17 protein-coding genes, 2 tRNA genes and 1 pseudogene are annotated in these 21,576 nt (G+C 58.7%); 12 read left to right on the top strand and 8 right to left on the bottom strand.

Annotated features, from left to right (window positions below):
- The first annotated feature begins 55 nt into the window (after positions 1-55).
- The 6 genes from TSA66_RS01995 to TSA66_RS01970 are packed head-to-tail and all read left to right on the top strand — an operon-like array spanning position 56 to position 4,458.
- Positions 56-841, top strand: coding sequence for a Crp/Fnr family transcriptional regulator (locus tag TSA66_RS01995; RefSeq protein WP_040038798.1), 786 nt, complete (start codon positions 56-58; stop codon positions 839-841).
- Positions 838-2,331, top strand: coding sequence for a protein adenylyltransferase SelO (locus TSA66_RS01990; RefSeq protein WP_040038797.1), 1,494 nt, complete (start codon positions 838-840; stop codon positions 2,329-2,331). The genes TSA66_RS01995 and TSA66_RS01990 overlap by 4 nt, the downstream gene beginning before the upstream one ends.
- On the top strand, positions 2,328-2,723 hold the full coding sequence (gene msrB, locus TSA66_RS01985; protein ID WP_040038796.1) for a peptide-methionine (R)-S-oxide reductase MsrB: 396 nt from the start codon (positions 2,328-2,330) through the stop codon (positions 2,721-2,723). Before TSA66_RS01990 ends, msrB begins: the two co-directional genes overlap by 4 nt.
- 15 nt (positions 2,724-2,738) lie before the next feature.
- Positions 2,739-3,359, top strand: coding sequence for a septation protein A (locus tag TSA66_RS01980; protein ID WP_040038795.1), 621 nt, complete (start codon positions 2,739-2,741; stop codon positions 3,357-3,359).
- Positions 3,356-3,631, top strand: a complete 276-nt coding sequence (locus TSA66_RS01975; protein ID WP_040038794.1) for a BolA family protein — start codon at positions 3,356-3,358, stop codon at positions 3,629-3,631. Before TSA66_RS01980 ends, TSA66_RS01975 begins: the two co-directional genes overlap by 4 nt.
- 50 nt (positions 3,632-3,681) lie before the next feature.
- Positions 3,682-4,458 carry a peptidylprolyl isomerase gene (locus tag TSA66_RS01970; protein WP_040038793.1) on the top strand — a complete coding sequence of 259 codons (777 nt, stop codon included), beginning with the start codon at positions 3,682-3,684 and terminating at the stop codon, positions 4,456-4,458.
- 74 nt (positions 4,459-4,532) lie between these two features.
- Here the strand turns inward: TSA66_RS01970 and purL are convergent, their stop codons facing one another.
- Together purL and TSA66_RS01960 are read right to left on the bottom strand one after the other, a co-directional pair.
- Positions 4,533-8,552, bottom strand: coding sequence for a phosphoribosylformylglycinamidine synthase (gene purL / locus TSA66_RS01965; RefSeq protein WP_040038792.1), 4,020 nt, complete (start codon positions 8,550-8,552; stop codon positions 4,533-4,535).
- 118 nt (positions 8,553-8,670) lie between these two features.
- Positions 8,671-10,371, bottom strand: coding sequence for a glycosyltransferase family 39 protein (locus TSA66_RS01960; RefSeq protein ID WP_040038791.1), 1,701 nt, complete (start codon positions 10,369-10,371; stop codon positions 8,671-8,673).
- An 81-nt stretch (positions 10,372-10,452) separates the two neighbouring features.
- Here TSA66_RS01960 and TSA66_RS01955 point away from each other — a divergent pair, with 81 nt between their 5' ends.
- The 4 genes from TSA66_RS01955 to TSA66_RS01940 all read left to right on the top strand — a co-directional run bounded on the left by TSA66_RS01955 (position 10,453) and on the right by TSA66_RS01940 (position 15,283).
- Positions 10,453-11,769: an amidase gene (locus tag TSA66_RS01955; protein ID WP_052452018.1), complete on the top strand. Its 1,317-nt coding sequence runs from the start codon at positions 10,453-10,455 to the stop codon at positions 11,767-11,769.
- Positions 11,770-11,838: 69 nt separating this feature from the next.
- Complete coding sequence (locus TSA66_RS01950; protein ID WP_052452017.1) at positions 11,839-12,573, top strand: ParB-like protein; 735 nt, start codon at positions 11,839-11,841, stop codon at positions 12,571-12,573.
- Between the two features lie 354 nt (positions 12,574-12,927).
- Positions 12,928-14,178, top strand: coding sequence for a D-amino acid dehydrogenase (locus TSA66_RS01945; RefSeq protein WP_040038790.1), 1,251 nt, complete (start codon positions 12,928-12,930; stop codon positions 14,176-14,178).
- A complete protein-coding gene (locus TSA66_RS01940; protein WP_040038789.1) occupies positions 14,171-15,283 on the top strand; it encodes an NAD(P)/FAD-dependent oxidoreductase in 1,113 nt (370 codons plus the stop codon). The genes TSA66_RS01945 and TSA66_RS01940 overlap by 8 nt, the downstream gene beginning before the upstream one ends.
- Before the next feature lie 5 nt (positions 15,284-15,288).
- Here the strand turns inward: TSA66_RS01940 and TSA66_RS01935 are convergent, their stop codons facing one another.
- A complete protein-coding gene (locus TSA66_RS01935; protein WP_040038788.1) occupies positions 15,289-15,552 on the bottom strand; it encodes a DUF2249 domain-containing protein in 264 nt (87 codons plus the stop codon).
- Positions 15,553-15,797: 245 nt separating this feature from the next.
- Here TSA66_RS01935 and TSA66_RS01930 point away from each other — a divergent pair, with 245 nt between their 5' ends.
- Positions 15,798-17,333 carry a bifunctional ADP-dependent NAD(P)H-hydrate dehydratase/NAD(P)H-hydrate epimerase gene (locus TSA66_RS01930; protein ID WP_040038787.1) on the top strand — a complete coding sequence of 512 codons (1,536 nt, stop codon included), beginning with the start codon at positions 15,798-15,800 and terminating at the stop codon, positions 17,331-17,333.
- 27 nt (positions 17,334-17,360) lie between these two features.
- On the opposite strand, the gene TSA66_RS01925 is transcribed toward TSA66_RS01930, so the two are convergent.
- Positions 17,361-18,047, bottom strand: coding sequence for an ABC transporter ATP-binding protein (locus tag TSA66_RS01925; RefSeq protein WP_040038786.1), 687 nt, complete (start codon positions 18,045-18,047; stop codon positions 17,361-17,363).
- Positions 18,048-18,108: 61 nt separating this feature from the next.
- Here TSA66_RS01925 and TSA66_RS01920 point away from each other — a divergent pair, with 61 nt between their 5' ends.
- Positions 18,109-18,708: an arylesterase gene (locus TSA66_RS01920; protein WP_269748348.1), complete on the top strand. Its 600-nt coding sequence runs from the start codon at positions 18,109-18,111 to the stop codon at positions 18,706-18,708.
- A 68-nt stretch (positions 18,709-18,776) separates the two neighbouring features.
- Here TSA66_RS01920 and TSA66_RS01915 read toward each other — a convergent pair whose 3' ends face one another.
- From TSA66_RS01915 to TSA66_RS01900, 4 genes and pseudogenes are all read right to left on the bottom strand, one after another.
- The gene (locus TSA66_RS01915; RefSeq protein WP_040038784.1) at positions 18,777-20,705 is read right to left on the bottom strand and encodes a SurA N-terminal domain-containing protein; all 1,929 of its coding nucleotides are present in this window, start codon (positions 20,703-20,705) and stop codon (positions 18,777-18,779) included.
- A 132-nt stretch (positions 20,706-20,837) separates the two neighbouring features.
- Positions 20,838-20,914, bottom strand: a tRNA-Asp gene (locus tag TSA66_RS01910).
- Between the two features lie 27 nt (positions 20,915-20,941).
- Positions 20,942-21,017, bottom strand: a tRNA-Val gene (locus tag TSA66_RS01905).
- A 93-nt stretch (positions 21,018-21,110) separates the two neighbouring features.
- Positions 21,111-21,416: pseudogene (locus TSA66_RS01900) on the bottom strand (HU family DNA-binding protein); the annotation flags it as partial.
- Between the last annotated feature and the right edge of the window lie 160 nt (positions 21,417-21,576).

Raw genomic sequence — 21,576 nt, 5'->3', positions numbered from 1 at the left:
TTGTCAGTATCGGCACACCGCACCGCACAATACTGTCAACTCTTTTACAATCGCCATGCCGAACCGAATAATCGATGACATCGACAAAGTCGCGCTGCTGAAGCAGTCGTGGCTGGAAGGCTATCCCGACCAGGTAGTCGAAGACGCGGCTGCGTGCGCTTCGCTGCGCGCGGTCGAAGACGGCACTCTGCTGCATGCTCGCGGCGCCGAGGCGGACGGCTTTTACACGATCGCGCGCGGCGCAGTCCGCTTCACGCGTACCACCGCCGACGGCCACGCGACCACGATCGCCGTACTGGATGCGCCCAGCTGTTTCGGGGAAATCTCTCTGTTCGACGGCCTGCCGCGTTCGCATGACGGGCACGCCTCCGGGCCCACCGTGCTGCTGTTTCACGCGAAGACGGATTTCCAGCGCTTGCTGGCGCGCCATCCCGCGATCTATGAATGCTTTGCCAAGATGCTGTGCCTGCGGCTACGCACCACGTTCGATCTGGTAGAGGAGGCGGCGACGGCGCCATTGCCTCAGCGGCTGGCGCGGCGCATGCTCGAGCTTGCGCATATCGCCCCTTCCGCCATGAATGTGGCAACGCTTGCGCGCGGGCGCGAAGTGCCGCTGACGCAGGAAGAACTCGGACATTTGCTCGGAAAGTCGCGTCAAAGTATCGCCAAGCTGCTGCGCCAGTGGGAACAAAACGGATTGGTCAAGACCAAATATGGCCGCGTCTCGATCAGGCAGCCACAGTCGCTCGGCCGCATCGCCTATCCGGAGCGCACCACGGTGCAGCGCAAAGCTGCACCTTCGATGTCGCACGACACACGCGACGACAAGGATTCGCCATGAATGCACCCGATGTCGGCATCGCCCGCCACCGCCTCGCTACCCTGCCGCTGGAGAATTCATTCGGCAGCCTTCTGCCGGCGTTCCATACCCGGCTGCTGCCGACGCAACTGCCGGCTCCCTATCTTGTGGCCGCAAGCGACGCGGCGGCGGATCTGATCGGGCTCGATCCTGGGGAATTCGCTACCGAGCAATTCATCGAGGCGTTTGCCGGCAATCGTACGCTGGCGCAATCGCAGCCGCTGGCGGCTGTGTATTCAGGCCATCAATTTGGCGTTTGGGCGGGCCAGCTCGGCGATGGCCGCGCAATCCTGCTGGGCGACGTTCCCGCGGTGCAAGGGCGCATGGAACTGCAACTGAAAGGTTCGGGCAAGACTCCGTATTCGCGCATGGGCGACGGGCGCGCCGTTCTGCGCTCGTCGATCCGCGAATTCCTATGCTCGGAAGCGATGGCTGCGCTCGGCATTCCAACCTCGCGCGCGCTGTGCGTTACCGGATCGGACATGCTGGTGATGCGTGAGACACCGGAAACCGCAGCGGTGGCGACCCGCATGGCGCCCAGTTTCGTGCGTTTCGGGTCGTTCGAGCACTGGTTCTACAACGATTGCCAGGTGGAACTAAAGGTGTTGGCCGATTACATAATCGATCGCTTTTATCCGGAGTTGCGCGCCGAGTCCAACCCCTATCGCGCCCTGCTCACGCAAGTCACGCGCCGCACGGCTGAACTGATCGCCCAGTGGCAGGCCGTTGGATTCATGCATGGCGTCATGAACACCGATAACATGTCCATCCTCGGCCTGACTATCGACTATGGACCGTTCGGATTCATGGAAGCCTTCGACTTCCGGCATATCTGCAACCATAGCGACACGCAAGGCCGCTACGCATATCATATGCAGCCGAGCATTGGGCAGTGGAACTGTTTCGCACTTGGGCAGGCACTGCTTCCGCTGATTGGCGAAGTCGAGGATGCGCAGGCAGCGCTGGAAATCTACAAGCCGGCCTACGAGGCGAAGTTCGATCAACTGCTCCACGCAAAGCTGGGCCTGCATTCCACGCAGCCCGAAGACGGCAAGCTGCATGAGGCCGTGTTCGACCTCATGCAGCAAAACCACGTCGATTTCACGCTGTTTTTCCGTCGCCTCGGCGGCTTGCAGGTCGATCGCCCGGAAGGCGACGAGCCTTTGCATGACCTGTTCATTGACCGGCCAGCATTCGATGCCTGGGCAGCCCAGTATCGCTCTCGCCTGAAACAAGAAAACAGCATCGATGCACAACGACAAGAAACAATGAACAGCGTCAATCCGAAATATGTGCTGCGCAATTATCTTGCACAAATTGCCATCGAAAAGGCGCAAAATAAGGACTTTTCCGAAGTGGACAAGCTGCTCAGGCTGCTGGAAAGGCCGTTCGACGAGCAGCCGGAAAATGAAAGGTATGCCCAGTTGCCGCCGGACTGGGCCAGTGGACTGGAAGTGAGTTGCTCATCATGACAGATAAGGTAGTGAAAACGGATGCCGAGTGGCGCGATCAGCTCGATCCGCTCGAATACGAAGTGACGCGCCATGCGGCAACCGAGCGTGCCTTTACCGGTCATTACTGGGATCATCACGAGCATGGCATTTATACCTGCGTGTGCTGCGGCACGCCGCTGTTCGAGTCCGACGCCAAGTTTGACTCGGGTTGCGGCTGGCCGAGCTATTTTCGGGCGCTCGACCCCGCCAATGTACGTGAGCGCATCGACCGCAGTCATGGCATGATACGCACCGAAATTTTATGTAATGTATGCGACGCCCATCTCGGACATGTGTTCCCGGACGGACCACCCCCGACCGGGCTGCGCTACTGCATTAATTCAGCATCACTGAGCTTCGAACCCCAATAAAGGAATCCCATTCACATGAAGTTTTTGTTCGACCTGTTCCCGGTCATCCTGTTCTTTTCCATGTTTAAATGGGGCGAAGGCCATCCCGACGCCGCCCAAGCGCTGGCCCAGCAATACCTGTCCGGCCTCGTTTCCGGCGGTATCGCCAGCCCCGCGCAAGCGCCCATCATGCTTGCCACGGCAATCGCTATTCTCGCCACCGTGGCGCAGATCGCCTATCTGCTTCTGCGCGGGCGCAAAGTCGACGCCATGCTCTGGATTTCCCTGGCCATCATCACCCTGTTCGGCGGGGCAACGATATATTTCCACAACGAGACCTTCATCAAATGGAAACCGACGGTGCTGTACTGGTGCTTCGGTGCTGCGCTTCTGATTAGCCAGGCCGTGTTCGGCAAAAACCTGATCCGGTTAATGATGGAAAAGCAGATCACGCTGCCGGACGCAATATGGCAACGTCTTTCCCTTTCCTGGGCAACTTTTTTCGGCGTCATGGGCATAGTGAATCTGTATGTCGCCTATAACTTCTCGACGGCGGCCTGGGTCAACTTCAAGCTGTTCGGTTTCACCGGGCTGATGTTCGCATTCATCATCGGGCAAAGCCTGTTCCTGTCCAAGTATGTGAAGGATTCCAGATGAACGAACGCATGGAACGCATTCGCAGCCAGCTGGTCGCAACTTTTTCACCGACCGAATGTCAATTGATCGACGAGTCTCATTTGCATGCCGGACATGCAGGCGCTGCCTCGGGCGCCGGTCACTATAAACTTCACCTGGTTTCCGACCGATTTGAGGGGTTAAATCGCGTTGCCAGGCATCGCCTGGTGTATGATTGTCTGCATGACATGATGCACCGCGATATTCACGCCCTTACCATCATTGCATTTGCGCCGTCTGAGTTATCGTCGTAATACGGCGTATTTTTTTACCTTTCACTCATTTTGTATTTAGGAATAACACAATGACCGTAAAACCCGCACGCTTGTTGATGCTGCTCGTCGCCGCCGTCGCGCTGCCCGTCATGGCGCAAAACATCGCCGTCGTCAACGGCAAGCCTGTACCCTCATCCCGCGCCGACGTAATGATCAAACAGCTGGCGGCGCAAGGCCAGCCTGATTCGCCGCAACTGCGTGCGATGGTCAAGGAAGAATTGATCAACCGCGAGGTCCTGATCCAGGAGGCGGACAAGCTGGGCCTTTCGAATACCCCGGAAGTCAAGAATCAGGTTGAAATCGCGCGCCAGTCGATCGCGATCCGCGCGCTGGTGCAGGACTATCTGAAAAAGAATCCGGTCAAGGATGCCGACATCAAGGCTGAATACGACCGCTTCAAGGCTCAGGCCGGCGACAAGGAATACCACGCGCGCCATATCCTGGTCGACAAGGAAGAAGATGCCAAGGCCATCATCGCCAAGCTGAAAGGCGGCGCAAAATTCGAAGACCTGGCCAAGCAATCCAAGGACCCGGGTTCGGCAGCCAACGGTGGCGACCTTGACTGGGCATCGCCGGCATCCTTCGTGAAGCCGTTCTCCGACGCCATGGTCGGCCTGCAAAAAGGCCAGATCACCGAAACTCCGGTCAAGACGCAGTACGGCTATCACGTGATCAAGCTGGAAGACGTGCGTCAGGCGCAAATCCCGTCGCTGGAAGAAGTCAAGCCGCAGATCGCAGAGTCGCTGCAGCAGAAGAAACTGCAGGCCTTCCAGGAAGACCTGCGCAAGAAAGCGAAGATCCAGTAATTCTTTCGCTCCAATAAAAAGGCGCTCTTGATAGAGCGCCTTTTTTTATATACGGGCAGAGCCCGTAGTAACCGTCATCCCACCCACTTGCGCGCATTGCGGAACATGCGCATCCACGGCGAATACTCTCCCCAGGAATCCGGATGCCAGGAGTGCTGCACGGTGCGGAAGACGCGCTCCGCATGTGGCATCAGGACCGTGAAGCGGCCGTCCGGCGTCGTGACCGAAGTAATCCCCTGCGGCGAACCGTTCGGGTTGTACGGATAGCCTTCCGTGGCCTGCCCCTTGTTGTCGACATAGCGCATGGCCACGATCGCCTTGCTGATATCCCCGGTTTGCGAGAAATCGGCGAACCCCTCGCCGTGGGCGACGGCGATTGCGCTCTGCGTGCCTGCCATGTCGGCAAAGAAGATCGACGGCGACTCGGCGACTTCCACCATTGCAAAACGCGCCTCGAACTGTTCCGATTTATTCCGCGTAAACTTCGGCCAATCGTGAGCGCCCGGGATGATGGACTTCAGGTTGCTCATCATCTGGCAGCCGTTGCAAATACCCAGTGCGAAAGTGTCGCCGCGGTTGAAGAACCCGGCAAACTGCTCGGCGAGCTTGGCATTGAAGAGGATCGTCTTGGCCCAGCCCTCGCCCGCACCGAGCACGTCGCCATAAGAGAAGCCGCCCACCGCGATGAAGCCCTTGAAGTCGTCCAACTTCGCGCGGCCTGCAATCAGGTCGCTCATGTGCACGTCGACAGCCGTGAAACCGGATTTGTGCATGACATAGGCGGTCTCGATATGGGAATTGACGCCCTGCTCGCGCAGGATCGCGACCTTCGGCTTGACGCCGGTGGCGATGAATGGTGCCGCCACATCGACTTGCGGATCGAACGTCAGCTTCGGCGTAATACCCGGGTCGGCGCTGTCGAGAATGCGGTCGTATTCCGCATCGGCGCAGGCCGGATTGTCGCGCAGGCGCGCAATGCGCCAGCTGGTTTCGCTCCAGAGGCGGTGCAATTCGACGCGCGGCTGGCTGAAGATCACTTTCGCATCGCGCGTGAACTCGATTGCGCCGCGATCGTTCGGCTTGCCGATGATATGGCTGCAGGCGCCCAGGTTGTAAGAACGCAGCACATTCATCACATCCGATTTTTCCTCGGCGCGCACCTGGATTACCGCTCCCAGCTCTTCGTTGAACAGTGCGCGCAGCGTCATCTCGTTGCGCCGCTCGGCGATCTGGGTTGCCCAGTTCTTGGCTTCGCCAGAGTCGGAAGCATACTCGCCTTCCATCGCCAGGATGTCGAGATTGACCGACACGCCACAACGCCCGGCAAATGCCATCTCGCACAGCGTTGTGAACAGGCCGCCGTCCGAACGATCGTGATAGGCCAGCAGCTTGCGCTCCTTGTTCAGTTGCTGGATCGCGTTGAAGAAGGCTTTCAAGTCTTCGGCGCTGTCGACGTCCGGCACGCTGTCGCCGATCTGCTGCATTACCTGCGTCAGCGCGGAGGCGCCCATACGGTTCTTGCCACGTCCGAGATCGATCACGATCAACACGGTGTCGCCCAGGTCGGTGCGCAACTGCGGCGTCAGCGCAAGGCGCACGTCCGGCACCGGCGCGAAGGCGGAAACGATCAGCGACACCGGCGATGTCACCGACTTGCTGCCCTCGGCATCGGTCCAGGTCGTGCGCATCGACAGCGAATCCTTGCCGACCGGGATGCTGATGCCCAGCGCCGGGCACAGCTCCATGCCCACCGCCTTGACGGTATCGAACAGCGCGGCATCCTGCCCGGGCTGCCCGCAAGCGGCCATCCAGTTCGCCGACAGCTTGATATCGGAGAGATCGACGATTGGCGCGGCGGCGACATTGGTAATCGCCTCGCCCACGGCCATACGGCCAGACGCGGCGGCATTGATCACCGCCAGCGGCGTGCGCTCGCCCATTGCCATCGCCTCGCCGCGATAGCCTTCGAGGCTCATCGCCGTGACCGCGCAGTCCGCCACCGGGACCTGCCATGGGCCGACCATCTGGTCGCGTACCGAGGTCGCGCCGACAGTGCGGTCGCCGATGGTGATCAAGAACGATTTGTCCGCCACGGTCGGCAGGCGCAGCACGCGCTGTGCCACTTCGGTCAGATCCATTCCGGTCAGGTCCACCGGCGGGAGCATATTGGGCACGCGCGTGACATCGCGGTGCATCTTGGGCGGCTTGCCGAGCAGGACATCCATGGGCATGTCCACCGGGCTGTTGTCGTGCTCCGGATCGATCACCTTCAGCTGGCGCTCTTCGGTCGCCGTGCCGACCACCGCGAACGGGCAGCGCTCGCGTTCGCACAGGTACTGGAACAGTGGCAGCGATTCCGGCGCAATTGCGAGCACATAGCGTTCCTGCGACTCGTTGCTCCAGATTTCCTTGGGCGCCATGCCGCTCTCTTCCAGTGGAACTTGGCGCAGGTCAAACACCGCGCCGCGCTTGGCATCATTCGTCAGTTCCGGGAACGCGTTGGACAGGCCGCCGGCACCGACATCGTGAATCGACAGGATCGGATTGTTGTCGTCCATCGCCCAGCATGCATTGATCACTTCCTGCGCGCGCCGCTCCATTTCCGGATTGCCGCGCTGGACCGAATCGAAATCGAGGTCGGCGGTATTGGTGCCGGTTGCCATCGAAGAGGCCGCTCCGCCGCCCATGCCAATGCGCATGCCGGGGCCGCCAAGCTGGACCAGCAGGCTACCAACCGGCAACTCGTGCTTTTTGGTGTGCTTGTCCGAAATGTTGCCCATGCCGCCGGCGATCATGATCGGCTTGTGATACCCCATCACCTTGCCGCCGACGTTCTGCTCATACGTACGGAAGTAGCCGCCAAGATTGGGGCGCCCGAACTCGTTGTTGAAAGCCGCACCACCGATCGGGCCGTCGATCATGATTTGCAGCGGCGAGGCGATGCGGTCCGGCTTGCCGTAGATGCCGGCCTGGCCATGCGCTACACGTTGCGCTACCGGCTCGGTAACGTCGCGTGCGTTTTCCCACGGCTGTACCGAGTGTGTCACCATCAGGTTGGAAACGGTGAATCCGGTCAAGCCGGCCTTCGGCTTCGCACCGCGCCCGGTCGCTCCTTCATCGCGGATTTCGCCGCCGGCGCCGGTGGAAGCTCCAGGGAAAGGCGAAATCGCGGTCGGATGGTTGTGCGTCTCGACCTTCATCAGAATGTGAGTCAGCTCGTCCGACGCCTCATACACGTTGCCGCCGGCTGCGCCGCGCGGATAGAAACGCGAGATGGTTGCACCTTCGATAACCGACGAGTTGTCGCTGTAGGCGACGATCGTCCCCTTCGGCTGCAGCTGGTGCGTGTTCTTGATCATCGCGAACAGCGACTTGTCCTGCTGTTCGCCGTCAATGGTCCAGTCGGCATTGAAAATCTTGTGGCGGCAATGCTCACTGTTGGCTTGTGCGAACATCATCAGTTCGACATCGGTCGGATTGCGCTTTGCCTGGGTGAAGGCATTGAGCAGGTAGTCGATTTCGTCGTCCGACAATGCGAGACCGAGTTCGCCGTTGGCGCGTTCGAGCGCATTTCGCCCCCCTGCCAGCACATCGATAAACTCCAGCGGCTTTGCCTCGAGTTCGCGGAACAAGGCAGCGGCGTCGTTCGCATCGCGCAATACCGTCTCGGTCATGCGGTCGTGCAGCAGCGCGGCGACTTCCTGCGCAACGGCCGCCGACATCTTCTTGGCCCCGCCCAACAAGCCGGATTTCATTTGCACGTGATACGACACGCCGCGCTCGAGGCGCTTGATGTGCGACATCCCGCAGTTATGAACGATATCCGTCGCCTTGCTGGCCCACGGCGAGATGGTGCCGAAGCGCGGAATGACGACGAATTCGTCGCCGTCAGCCGCTCCGGTAAATGGCTCGCCGTACGTCAGGAGCCCGTCGAGCCGGCCAATATCCTCCTGGCTCGGTGAGCTGGCCGCATCGACGAAATGCAGGAAGCGGCCCGTGACGCCGACAATGGCCGGCTCGACTGCTTGCAATTGTGTTAATAGGCGTTGTGTGCGAAAGGCAGACAGGGCGTTCGAGCCCGGCAGAATCAACATGGCGGTGAGAAGTTTGAGGCAGCGCCGCTGCCTGCGAGGACAGCATGACTGCGGGTTATTTCAGAAACCGAGATTATACCTTGTCACCGCAGTAAGGCTGCCCCTGCAATGACGTGCATCAGTTGAAGAAGATGGTCGTGTCGCCGATACGTTTTTCGCCCTTGAAATACGCATGCAATCCGGCTGCGCGAAACTCAGCAAGCTGGCGCCGCATCACCGCGATTGCCACTGGATGCTGTTTCAGCGCCACCAGAAACTGATCCGTCGAAATCATGATGTCATTCTTGCGCAACCTGTTCCCCCAAAAAAGGTCGTTGCTGTGCCCATCCACAATTGGCACCGGATGTTTCAGGTAAAAAGGCAAGGAAGATTGTTCTTCGAACTTCTGGTACAGGTAAACGGTATGGCCAGAGAGCTCATGTTGCAGCCAGCCCGCAAGCTGGCACGTCGAAATCTGCGGCTCCATCGCCTGCAATGTCACTGTCAGCCCGGCGCAAGTCCATATCGGCAGAAGCAGGTATGCCAGCACGCCGATTCTTGCGGCGCGCCATGCGCACAGTGCCGCCAGCATTGCCAGCGCGCCCAGCCCGTCAAAGAAATAAAGTAGAAACTGGTGTTGCGAAAACCCCAGAATGAACAGCGGCTCTTGCGATTGCTCGCCGCGTGCCGACAGTACCGCATAGGCAATCACGACAAGGGTGGCAATCAGCACTCCCGGCAGCAAGCGCGCCCGGGGTGCGAGAAAATCGCGATCTTCCAGTGCCAGCGCGAGATGGAAGGCAGCAAACGGCATCACCGCCACCAGGTAGTAATTCGCCTTTGCGCTCGAAATCGAAAAGAACAATAGCGGTACCAGCCATGCGACAAACAGAAACCGCTTCAGCCCCCCCTCCTCCCGCCTGGCGTGCGAGCGCGGCGAGACGGCCATGCCGAACAGAAGAAACGACCACGGAAAGAGATAGATCGCCATGCGCGGCAGGTAGTACCACCAGCTGCCCGAGTAATAGTCATGCGGCTCGCGCTTGCCGAGAAACCGCAGCACATGCTCATTGATGAAATAGAACCAAGCGAAAATCGGTTCCGTCATGCTGGCCGCAATATGCCAGGGCGCCGCAATCGCCAGAAACACCAGCAGTGCATAAGGCTCGAACAACCCGGCGCACCGGCGCAGGAATCCGGCCGGCGCGCGAACGGATGCCAGCAGAAACACCACGACAACCAGCCCGAACAGAATGACAGCGACAAACCCCTTGGCCAGCAAGGCAAGCGCCAGGAACGCATACGACCAGCGCAGCAACGCCGGTTTTTCTTCCTGCAGAGCGCGATAACCTAACATCAGCGCGGCCGTCAGCAGCGCCGTCAGCAACATGTCGAACATCAGGACATGCGACATCGCCGTCACGCCGACGCCGCTCACAAACATCAAAGCAGCCAGGCGCGCGGCTTGCGGCCGTCGAACCGCCTTGCCGAACCACAGCAGCATGGCCACGCACGACAGCGACGAGATGGCAGGGACCAGGCGCGCCGCCCATTCCGACTCGCCAAATAGCGCGAACGACAATGCCGTCAGCCAGTACAGCAAGGGCGGCTTTTCCATGTAAGGCAATCCGTTCAGATGCGGAATGATCCACAGCCGCCAGTCGTGCGACGCCAGCATCTCGCGCGGAATTTCGGCGTACAACCCTTCGTTATTGTCGAGGATGCCGAAACTGCCGAGCCCGCCCAGCACGAACACGAGCGCCGCCGCCCACACCAGCCATAGCGGAATGGAAAGCGCCGTTCTCTCCCCGATGTTCCTGCCTGCGAAGCCCTGCACCATCGTGTCTCTCCCGAGGAAACGCTGAACGCATGCAACTCGATATACTAGTTGCCTTGCAAAGTAAAAACCGACGATTTTCGCATGAACGCCATCATTTCCCAATCTATCGCCGCACTGACCAAGACCTCACGCAGCCCCCTGATGGATGCCATCCTGGCGCATGCCGAAAAGGCCACGGCAGTCTTTACCCGACTTTATCCGGATGCCGCACGCGCCAGTGCCGCATACGCGGACGCGATGCGGGCCGCCGGGGTGCAATTGTCGCCTCTGGCCGGCCTGCCGGTCTCGGTCAAGGACCTGACGGATATTGCGGGCGAAACCACGCTGGCGGGCTCGACTATATTGGGTGCCATGCCGCCGGCCACGGCTGACGCCCCCGCCGTGCAGCGCTTGCGAAGTGCCGGCGCGGCCATCCTCGGCAAAACCAACATGACCGAATTCGCATTCTCCGGCGTCGGCTTGAACCCGCATTACGGCACACCGGCAAATCCTGCGGATGACAGCGTCATGCGCATTCCGGGCGGCTCATCCTCCGGCGCCGCGGTATCGGTGGCAAGTGGCCTTTGCGTCGCGGGACTTGGCTCGGACACGGGCGGCTCGATCAGAATTCCAGCGGCCCTGTGCGGCATCGTTGGTTTCAAGTCGACGGCCCGGCGCGTTCCGACCGCGGGAGCGTTACCGCTGTCGACAACGCTCGATACGATTTGCGCGACGACACGCTCGGTTGACGACTGCATCCTCATCGACAGTTTGATTGCGGACGAGCCGTTAGCCGTGCCCGCGCTGCCGCTCAATTCCGTGCGACTGGCGGTGCCCGGAACGGTGGTGCTTGACGCTCTGGAACCGCATGTCGCGGCGTCGTTCTCCGCCGCGCTGGCGCGCCTGTCCAGGGCCGGAGCCCAAGTGATCGATGCGCCGTTCGCCCTGCTGGCAGAAGCAGCCGCGCTCAACAAATTTTCCAGCGCAGAGGCCTATTCCTGGCATCGCGCATTGCTTGCGGCACACGAGGACAAGTACGACTTCCGCGTGGCCAAGCGGATCAGGCTGGGCGCTGCGATGAGCGCCGCCGATTACATCGACTTGCACCGACAGCGACGCGACTGGATCACAAGGATGGAACGGGAACTGGACGCGTTCGACGCGCTGGTCATTCCGACCGTCCCGATCGTCGCGCCCCCCATCGCCGACCTCGAGGCATCGGAAGAGGCCTTTTTCAAGGCCAATGCCCTCCTGCTGCGCAACCCGTCCACCATCAACCTGCTCGACGGCTGCGCCATCTCGCTGCCCTGCCATGCGCCAGGCACCCTGCCGGTAGGATTGATGATCGCCGGACCGGCAATGGCGGATGCAAAGGTGCTGGCCATTGCACGCGCCGCCGAAGCCGCATTGCGTCAATAACACCCTGATTTGACCACCATGCTCGAGACTTGCCGTTATCATGGCGCCTTTGCATACGCAGGAAATTTCATGTCACGCACTCGTATTGTCCGACGCTGCTCCCGGCCGAATTTCAAAGCGTTCGGCTATACATTGCTCGCGTCCCTCGCATTCGCCGGCAGTAGCGCGCTGGCCGCATCGGAATGCAGCCGGACGATTCCGGTTCATGGAAAATGTGAAATTGCACTGGATGCGCTGCATCCGACCCAGTCGGCGATCGGTGCAATGCAGGTCGAAGAACGCGTAGCGCGCATGACTCCCGGTATCGACGGCGCCGAATACACCAGCAAGTGGGCAGTTCCGGTCGTACAGGCACCGGATGGCAAGTTTTACCTTACCGACGGTCATCATCTTGCCAGCGTGCTCACCCGCGTTGGCGCCACAAAAATTACGGCTGAAGTCATTCACCGCTTCGACAATCCTGCCACCTTCTGGAATGAGATGCAGGTCCGGCACTGGGTGTATCTGTTCGACTCCCATGGCAAGCCCATTACGCCGGAGGCTCTGCCAGCGCATATCAGAGACATGGGCGACGATGCCTACCGATCACTTGCCGGCTACGCGGAGAACGCCGGCTTTTTCAAGAAGACCGATGCCTACTTCATGGAATTCGTGTGGGCGCGCTACTTCGGCTCTCGCATGGGCTGGCAACCGATTGACCGACTGAACCTGCTTTCCGCGCTGCAGACGGCGGAAAAACTGGCGTGCCAGCCGGAAGCCCGGGATTTACCTGGGTATGCTGGCCCCTGCAGCACAGGGAAATAGCATGCACGCAATGCATGATCGGCACTGCCTTCCGTAGGATGTTATCTGAACGATCAAACATGATGCACCGCAGTCACATGCCTGATGAATCGAGCAACCACTTTCCCTGCTGAAAGAATAAAATGATGCCTGCGAACTAGATATATGTCCGGCAGTCTATGCTGTCACCCAGCAAGTGACGGCGCAAGCCGGATGGCACCTTTATCTTTCAACACATTTTGTACTGCAATGGCGTAGCAAACCTGTTTGTTCATGCAAGCGCGTTTCCGAGCCTTTTTGGGCAGCTTTCTGCATCGTCAGATACAGCGCGGCCCGCAAGACTCCCGTCCACACACCCAATGACAGGTTAAATAAGTGACAAAGCAGGTCGTAGTTATCGGCGGAGGCGTCGTCGGCGTCTGCACCGCCTATTTTCTTGCCGAAGCAGGACATGACGTCGCCGTCATCGAGCGCCACCAGAATGTCGCTCACGAAGCAAGCTTTGCCAATGCCGGCATCGTCGCTCCAGGATATGTAACGCCATGGGCGGCACCGGGCATGCCGCGCAAGATTCTGTCGTCGCTCTTCAGCTCGGAAGCGCCGGTCCTGCTCAAGCCGAGCACTGACCGCACCTTGTGGCGCTGGATGCGGCGCTGGGTCGCCGAATGCGACCTGGAGCGCTACCGGATTAACACGACCCGGATGCAGCGCATCGCCTTCTACAGCAGAGAACTGCTGCATCAGTTGCGAGAAACCTACGAGATCGACTACGAGCAGACCGAAGGCGTGCTGCAGCTTTTCCGCACCGAGCAAGAGATGAAGCTGGCCGAACCGGCGCTGGAACTGCTTGCTGAATACGAAGTAATGCACCAGCTGGTCGATCCCGAAACAGCACGCCTGATCGAGCCGTCACTTTCTACAAAAACGAAACTGGCCGGTGCATTGCATTTGCCGCAGGATCACGCAGGCAACTGCCCGCTGTTTGCAAAGCGGCTGCGCCATGTCGCCAGTTCAATGGGCGTGCAATTCCATTTCTCGAGCACGGTGCGCTCGATTGAACAGGAAAGCGGACAGGTATGGATAAACATCGACGATAACCGTTTTGCTGCCGATGCGGTCGTGCTGGCAGCCGGCATCGATAGCGTGTCCCTGCTCAAGTCGATCGGCATCACCGTTCCGATGTATCCGGTCAAGGGATATTCGGCGACCGCCGCGATCAAGAACTTCGATCAGGCGCCGCACGCCGCGTTACTCGATGAAACCTACAATGTCGCCATCACGCGACTGGGAGGCCGGGTGCGCGTATCGGGTACGGCAGAACTCGGTGCAGACACCACGCAAATGAATCAAGCCGCATTGCGTACGCTCGTCAAGGTCGGTGCCGACTGGTTCCCGGACGCGGCCAATTATGCGACAGCCAATTTCTGGTGCGGCGTCCGCCCCATGCTGCCGGATGGCCCACCACTTCTGGGCGCCACGCCGGTGCGCAATGTCTACCTCAATATCGGCCACGGCAACAGCGGCTGGGAAATGGCAGCCGGTTCCGGCAAGGTGCTGTCCGATATCATATCGGGACGCTCTCCCGACATCGACTTGGATGGACTGACCCTCGCCCGCTATGGATAAGGTCGATTGCCTGGTCGTCGGCGCGGGCGTCGTCGGCCTTGCGATCACACGGGCGCTCGCACAGCTCGGGCGAGAGGTGCTGGTAGCAGAAAAACATCAGGACGCCGGCATGGAAACCAGTTCGCGCAATAGCGAAGTGATTCATGCCGGCCTGTACTACCCGACAGGCAGCCTGAAAGCGCATCTTTGCGTGGAAGGCCGCAATTCGTTGTATGCCTATTGCGAAGAGCGGCACATTCCATACCGCCGGTGCGGCAAGCTAATCGTCGCCACTTCGGAGACCCAGCTTGAAAAGCTCGCCGCAATCCATGCGCAGGCGCATGCCAACGGCTGTCATGAGGTCACGATGCTCACCGCCGTGCAAGCGCAGGCAATGGAGCCGGCCTTGTCCTGTGCGGCAGCGCTCTCATCCCCCGGCACCGGCATTATCGATAGTCACGCCTATATGCTCGCGCTGCGCGCGGATGCCGAGAACGCTGGCGCGTTATTCGCTTTTGACAGCGAAGTCGTCGGCGGCATCGCAACTGCCGATGGCATTGCGGTATGGGTATGCGATGGGACAGGACAGGAAACGGAAGTACTGGCAAAAACGCTTATCAATTGCGGCGGACTTTGGGCGCCGCGCCTTGCGCGTAGCATCGCCGGCTTGAATGCAGAAAGCATCCCGCCCCCCTACTTCGCCAAAGGGAACTACTATTCGCTCGCCGGCCCTGCCCCTTTTTCGAGGCTGATCTATCCAGTCCCGGAAACGGGCGGCCTGGGCGTGCACTTGACGCTCGATCTGGCCGGGCAGGCGCGTTTCGGACCGGACGTGGAATGGCTCGACAACGTGGACGAAGCAGTCGATTACACCGTTGAACCCACACGGGCCGACAAGTTTTACTGCGCAATCCGCGCGTACTGGCCGCAGTTGCCGGATGCATCCCTGCAGCCCGCGTATGCCGGCGTACGCCCGAAAATCGCCCCGCCAGACGGCAATGCCGACTTCCTATTCGCGTCACACGGCAACCTACGATATCTGGGCCTGTATGGCATTGAATCGCCCGGCCTGACCGCATCGCTCGCCATTGCGGCGCATGCGGCCAAGCTGTTATCGCACTCCTGAGCGCGTCAGGCGGTTACCAGGAAGTCGATCACGATTGCGCCCGGCTCACGCTGCACATAAGCCATTTTGACTCCATCGCCAAAGTGCGCATGAATTTGCGACAGCAGCGGCAACGGATCGTGATCATTACAAAAGCGCATGGTCTCGCCCGGTTGCAAGGCGCTGAGCGCGCCGAAGATCGCCGCATGGCGAAAACGCTTTGCGATACCGCGCGCATCGAATGGATAAACGCCTTCAGCAATCACCGGATGGGAACAATCGTGTGCCATGAAACTACTCCTGATGTGAAATGAAATCTTCCTTGGTTTAAACGTCCGCAGCGGGACGCTCTCATTAATCCGCCGCGTTGCCCGGATTTAACATCTATTTTAAATGCAGCTTTTAAATGATGCAAACAAAATGAATGTTTTTTTCAATGGCCTGGGACATTCGCAACGGGTGCAGACTTGGCATAAAATCAAGCGACATCTCGACCTCTGGCATCCATCCAACCAATCAGCCCCGTCATTGCTTCATGTCCTCGCCTAACGCGCTGTACTCGGTAGCGGAAATTCGCACCATCGAGCAGGCTGCCCTCGCTGCGCTGCCGCCCTTCACCTTGATGCAACGCGCCGGCCAGGCCGCTGCAAATCGCGCCCTGGAGCTCGTCGGCTCGCCGCCGCACTTGGCGCGTATTCTTGTTCTGGCCGGCCCCGGCAACAATGGTGGCGATGCGCTGGAAGCTGCTGGCTGCCTTGCGCAGCAAGGTGCATCAGTCACCGTGCTGTTATATGCGGATGCAGGCCGTCGGCCGGACGATGCCAGGCTTGCGTACGATCATGTGAGGAATAGCGCGGCGCAATTTGCGGAGCCGGCCAACTCCGACCAAGTCATTACTTCATCGCCCTGGTCGCTCGTCATCGATGGCTTGTTCGGGATCGGCCTGAAGCGCGGCATTTCCGCCCCGCTGCGCGGAGTGATAGAACAAATCAACAACCTTGATTGCAGGGCATTGGCACTGGATATACCTAGCGGTCTCGATGCCGATACCGGGAATATCGTTGGCGCCGAAGGGATTGCAATTCGGGCGACCGACACCATCACCTTCATTGGCAACAAGCCGGGTCTGCATACCGGACATGGCCGTGATTATGCCGGACGCGTGCAGGTGTCAGACCTGGATATCGGATCCGAATTCTTCGTCGCCGCGAAAGCGCACCTCAATCAGCCGGAACTGTTTTCCGAATCCATGCGGCCCCGCCCGCACAACTCGCACAAAGGCTCTTTCGGCGATCTCATCGTGGTCGGCGGCGCGCGTGGGATGAGCGGCGCAGCCGTTCTGGCAGCACGCGCCGCGGCAAAGTGCGGTGCCGGACGCGTGTTTGCAGCATTCCTTGCGGATCCGCCGGCCTATGACTGCATGCAGCCCGAATTGATGTGTCGCCTTGCACAAGAAATGAATTTTGCATCCACGGCAGTCACCATCGGCCCCGGCCTCGGCAATGCAGATGTTGCGCAAGAAATGCTGGCGCGAGCCCTGTTGGCCGATGCACCGCTAGTCATCGATGCCGACGCACTGAACCTGATCGCATCGCAGGGCGATTTGCGCCAAAAACTCCACGACCGCGCCCATCCAGCCCTCCTGACGCCCCACCCTCTGGAGGCAGCCCGGTTGCTGAATACCTCTGCGGCCCAAGTACAAGCCGACCGCTTGGCAGCGGCACGTCAGCTGGCCGCCGAACTGAATTGCGTGGTTCTGCTAAAGGGTTCGGGAAGCGTCATTGCGCAGAAAAGCGGCGAACTGGTGGTGAACACCACCGGCAATCCCGCCTTGGCAACGGCTGGAACCGGCGATGTGCTTGCCGGGATATGCGGTGCCCTGCTTGCACAAGGATGGCGCGCATGGCATGCAGCCTTGGCGGGCTGCTGGCTGCATGGCGCTGCGGCCGACACACTAGTGTCGCAAGGCGTAGGCCCGATCGGAATGACCGCAAGCGAACTTATTCCCTGCGTTCGCACGCTTCTTAATCGCCTCACCGCCGAGCATGCGCATCAAAGCACCAGCAAATAGATAAGAAAAACCTGCAAACGCCCCTGCTTACACTACCAGATGCCCCGCAGCGATGGTAATCGTACGCCGGCAGCGTGCGGCAATGGACGGATCATGCGTAACCAGCACCAAGGTTGAGCCGCGCTCCTGATTCAGTTCGAACATCAGCCGGATGACAGCTTCGCCAGTGGCTGCATCAAGGCTTCCGGTAGGCTCATCCGCAAACAGCAGTGGCGGCTCGGTCACGAACGCGCGCGCCAGCGCCACGCGCTGCTGCTCGCCGCCAGACAGATATTTCGGATAGTGTCGCAAGCGACTGGAAAGTCCGACGCGTCCCAGCATGGCCTCCGCCTTTTCCCTGGCATCGCCGTCGCGCCGCAATTCCATGGGTAGCATCACGTTTTCCAGCGCTGTCAGATGCGCAAGCAACTGAAATGATTGAAATACGAAGCCCAGTTTGGCTTGACGAAGTGCGGCGCGGCCGTCCTCATCCAGCGCGAAAATATCGACCCCGCCAAGTTTTACCGTACCGTCTGATGGCGTATCGAGGCCCGCCAGCAAACCAAGCAAGGTCGACTTGCCGGAACCGGAAGCACCGACGATGGCGAGAGTCTCTCCCGCACGCACGGTAAAATCGATGTCATGCAAAATACTCAATTCACCGGTTGCATCCGCGACACGCTTGCACAAATGGATAACTTCAATGGTGTCAGGTAGAGAGGAAAGATCCGGCATGCCAAACGATTTAATAAGATTCGGAAGATCGGTACGTTCGCTGCAGATCATCACGGCACTCATGCTAGCCCTGATGACAAATTGGGCCTATTCTGCATCAAAAACCGTGCTTGTGCTCGGTGACAGCCTTGCGGCCGAATATGGCTTGGCGCGCGGAAGCGGCTGGGCAGCACTGCTGGAAAAGCGCCTGAACGCGGAAAAGCTGGATACGCGCATCATCAATGCCAGCATCAGCGGAGAAACCACGAGCGGCGGCAAAGCACGCCTGCCGGCACTGCTCGAACAGCATCGTCCAGCTATCGTCATCATCGAACTCGGGGCGAACGATGGCTTGCGCGGATTGCCCGTTGCATCTGCAAAAGCAAACCTTAGGACAATGATTGCCGCGGTGCGCAAGGCGCATGCACAGCCTCTTCTTGTGGGCATGCAAATTCCGCCGAATTACGGGCGCCAATACACCGAACGGTTTTCATCGATGTACAAGGAGCTTTCCGGAGAATTGGATGTACCTCTTGTTCCGTTCCTGCTCGACGGCGTAGCAGACAATCCGCAGCTTTTTCAAGCCGACCGACTGCACCCGCTTGCGGAGGCGCAGCCGATCATTCTCGATAATATCTGGCCACATCTGAAACCGCTGCTACGCAAGCAAGCGCGGCATTAGGCTACCGAAAAACAAAAGAGCCGCCAGTTGAATGGCGGCTCTTTATCGTTTGCAGGGAAAAGGAATGGCTACTTGGTTTCGCCGGCATCCACCTCAGTCTTCTGAGCGGCGGGCTTCAGGATTTCAACCTTTGCCTTCTTTTTCAATGCGTTCAGGTAAGCCAACACCTCCTGCTGTGCCAGCGTGTTGCCGATCTGCTGCTGCTCCGCTTGACGGCGAACAGTATCCACTGTCTTCGGCTGCAGCACCTTGTTGACCCGATAAACGCCATATCCCTGTGGCAGATCAACGCCAACATAGGTCGGCAATTTTCCAGCATCCGCTTTCATAACGGCACCCAAGGCCGCGCTATTAATGCCGTCGGCTTTCACCCTCGAGACGGTCTTTGGCTCTGAAAAGCCGCTCGCGTCGCCATTCGCCTTCACTGCCGCAAGTTTCGCCTCACCTGCCTGCCTCGCCAGCTTGGCGGCTTCAATCTGTGTCACACGTTCGCGTACGATAGCTTCAACTTCCGAGAAAGGCCGCTTGGTCACCGGTTTATATTCGAGTACCCGCCCGGCAATCAACGTATTCGGAGCAATTTCAACTGCCTCGGTGTTGCGCTTGTTCTTGATCGCGTCATCCGAAAACAGCGCCTTCAAAAACTTGGGATTGTTATACGGCGCATTTGGAGAAGCCGCCGGATTCGGCGTGCGCGTCAGGTTCGATACGGTCTCGATTTTCAAATTGAGCTTGTCTGCCACCGGCTTGAGGCTGTCCGACTGTTCATAGACGGTATTGGTGAACGACTCCGCCAGCTCCGAATACTTCTTCGCTGCTTGCTGCTTTCTGATTTCGGCGGCGATCTCATCCTTCACCTCGGCCAGCGGTTTGACTGATGCTGGCTTGGTGCCGGTGAGCTGAATGATGTGGTAGCCGAAATCGGATTGCACGAGGTCGCTGATTTCCCCTTGCTTGAGTTTGTCGACCGCATCTTCAAACGGCTTGACCATCATGCCTTTGCCGAAGTAACCGAGGTCTCCGCCATTTTGGGCTGAACCGGGATCCTGCGAATTTGCTTTCGCCAGCTTGGCGAAATCGGCCGGGTTTTTACGAACTTGTGCAAGCACGGCTTCAGCCTTCGCTTTGGCTGCGGCCTTATCTGCGGCCGACGCGTTCTTGTCGACCTTGATCAGGATATGACTGGCGCGACGCTGCTCTTCCTCCGCATAATGCTTTGAATTCTGTTCGTAGTACGATTTGATGTCGGCGTCACTGACCGGAATTTGCGCAGCCAGCGCAGCGCTGTTCAGAACGACGAATTCGGCCTTGATTTGCTCAGGGATCTGAAAGTCGGCGCTGTTCTTCTCGTAATACGCCTTCAGCATCTCGTTGGTGACTTTTACTTGAGACACATAATCCGCCGCCTTAAACAATTGCTCTTGGACTTCACGTTCCTGATCATTGAGATCAGAGAGGCGATTCGCAACTGTTTTCGGTGCAAATGCAGATGACTGGATTGCGCTGCTCACTTGCTGCAAAGCCAAGTCTTGACGCAGGCGCGCCTCGTAGACTGCCGGGGTCATACCCTGCATCGCGAGCAGCGATTTGTAACGATCCGCGTCGAACTTCCCGTCTGCGGTAGTCAGTCCGGGAATGGCCAGGATCGTCTGCTGCAGTGTGCGATCCGATACCGACAAATGGTTGCGTGCTGCGGTCTCGGCCATGACGCGCTGGGCAATCAGATTGTCGAGTATGGCCTGCTTGGCCTCCGGCGTATCGAACATTTTAGGATCGAACTGAGCGCCGAACATTTGCCGCAACCGATCCATCTGTTCACGTTGCGCTGCATCGAATTCCTGCTGCGTAATCGAATGTCCCGCGACCTTGGCCACCGCATTGTCATGCTCGCGAAAGCGTGTATAGCTCTCCACTCCAAAAAACGCAAAGGATGGAAAAATCAACAGGAGCAGCAGAAACTGCATCAAACGTTGATGAGTGCGGATAAATTCAAACATCGTAGAGCCTATCTCGAACGGAACACGAAAATGCGATTTCAGCGCAGCATATTAACTAGCTTTGCACGCAGCGAAAACAGAAATCTGCCCGCATATGAAAAAAGGCGAACTTGCGTTCGCCTTTTCTGGATTTGGCGGAGTGGACGGGACTCGAACCCGCGACCCCCGGCGTGACAGGCCGGTATTCTAACCGACTGAACTACCACTCCTGAATCTACTGCATAACCTGGCTGTACTGGTGGGTGCTGAGAGGCTCGAACTCCCGACCTACGCCTTGTAAGGGCGCCGCTCTACCAACTGAGCTAAGCACCCGCAAGAGGTGCCACTTAGCCAGCCATGTTCAGACGTTTGTCACCACGTCGTAAAGACCGAAATTATAGCGCATCTTTTAACAAGATGCACTAATTAGTTAACCGCGTCTTTCAGTGCTTTTCCTGGACGGAATTTCGGAACTTTTGCTGCTTTGATCTTGATCGCATCTCCAGTGCGCGGATTACGTCCTGTGCGCGCTGCGCGCTTACCAACGGAAAATGTACCAAAGCCGACCAGCGTAACACTTCCATTCTTTTTCAACGTGGTCTTAACCGCACCGACCAACGCATCCAGTGCCCGCGTCGCTGCTGCTTTGGAAATGTCGGCCGTACCGGCAATGTGATCGATTAATTCTGTCTTATTCACTGACGCCCCCTCAAAAGGTTGGATTTCATAACAGCTTTTATTACTTTTTTTGCCAGCTTATCCGTTATGAAATGCAGAAAAGAAATTTTCTGCAGCCCGTATTAGACAAGCCTCAATCCCTTGTGTCAAGCGCATCCCCGGCAATTTAGCTTTATGGAAACGAGCATCGAAAACTTAAATTGTTGGCAAACGC

Source organism: Noviherbaspirillum autotrophicum (assembly GCF_000818395.1).
Taxonomy (GTDB): Bacteria; Pseudomonadota; Gammaproteobacteria; order Burkholderiales; family Burkholderiaceae_D; genus Noviherbaspirillum; species Noviherbaspirillum autotrophicum.
This window is presented reverse-complemented; position numbering and strand designations above follow the sequence as displayed.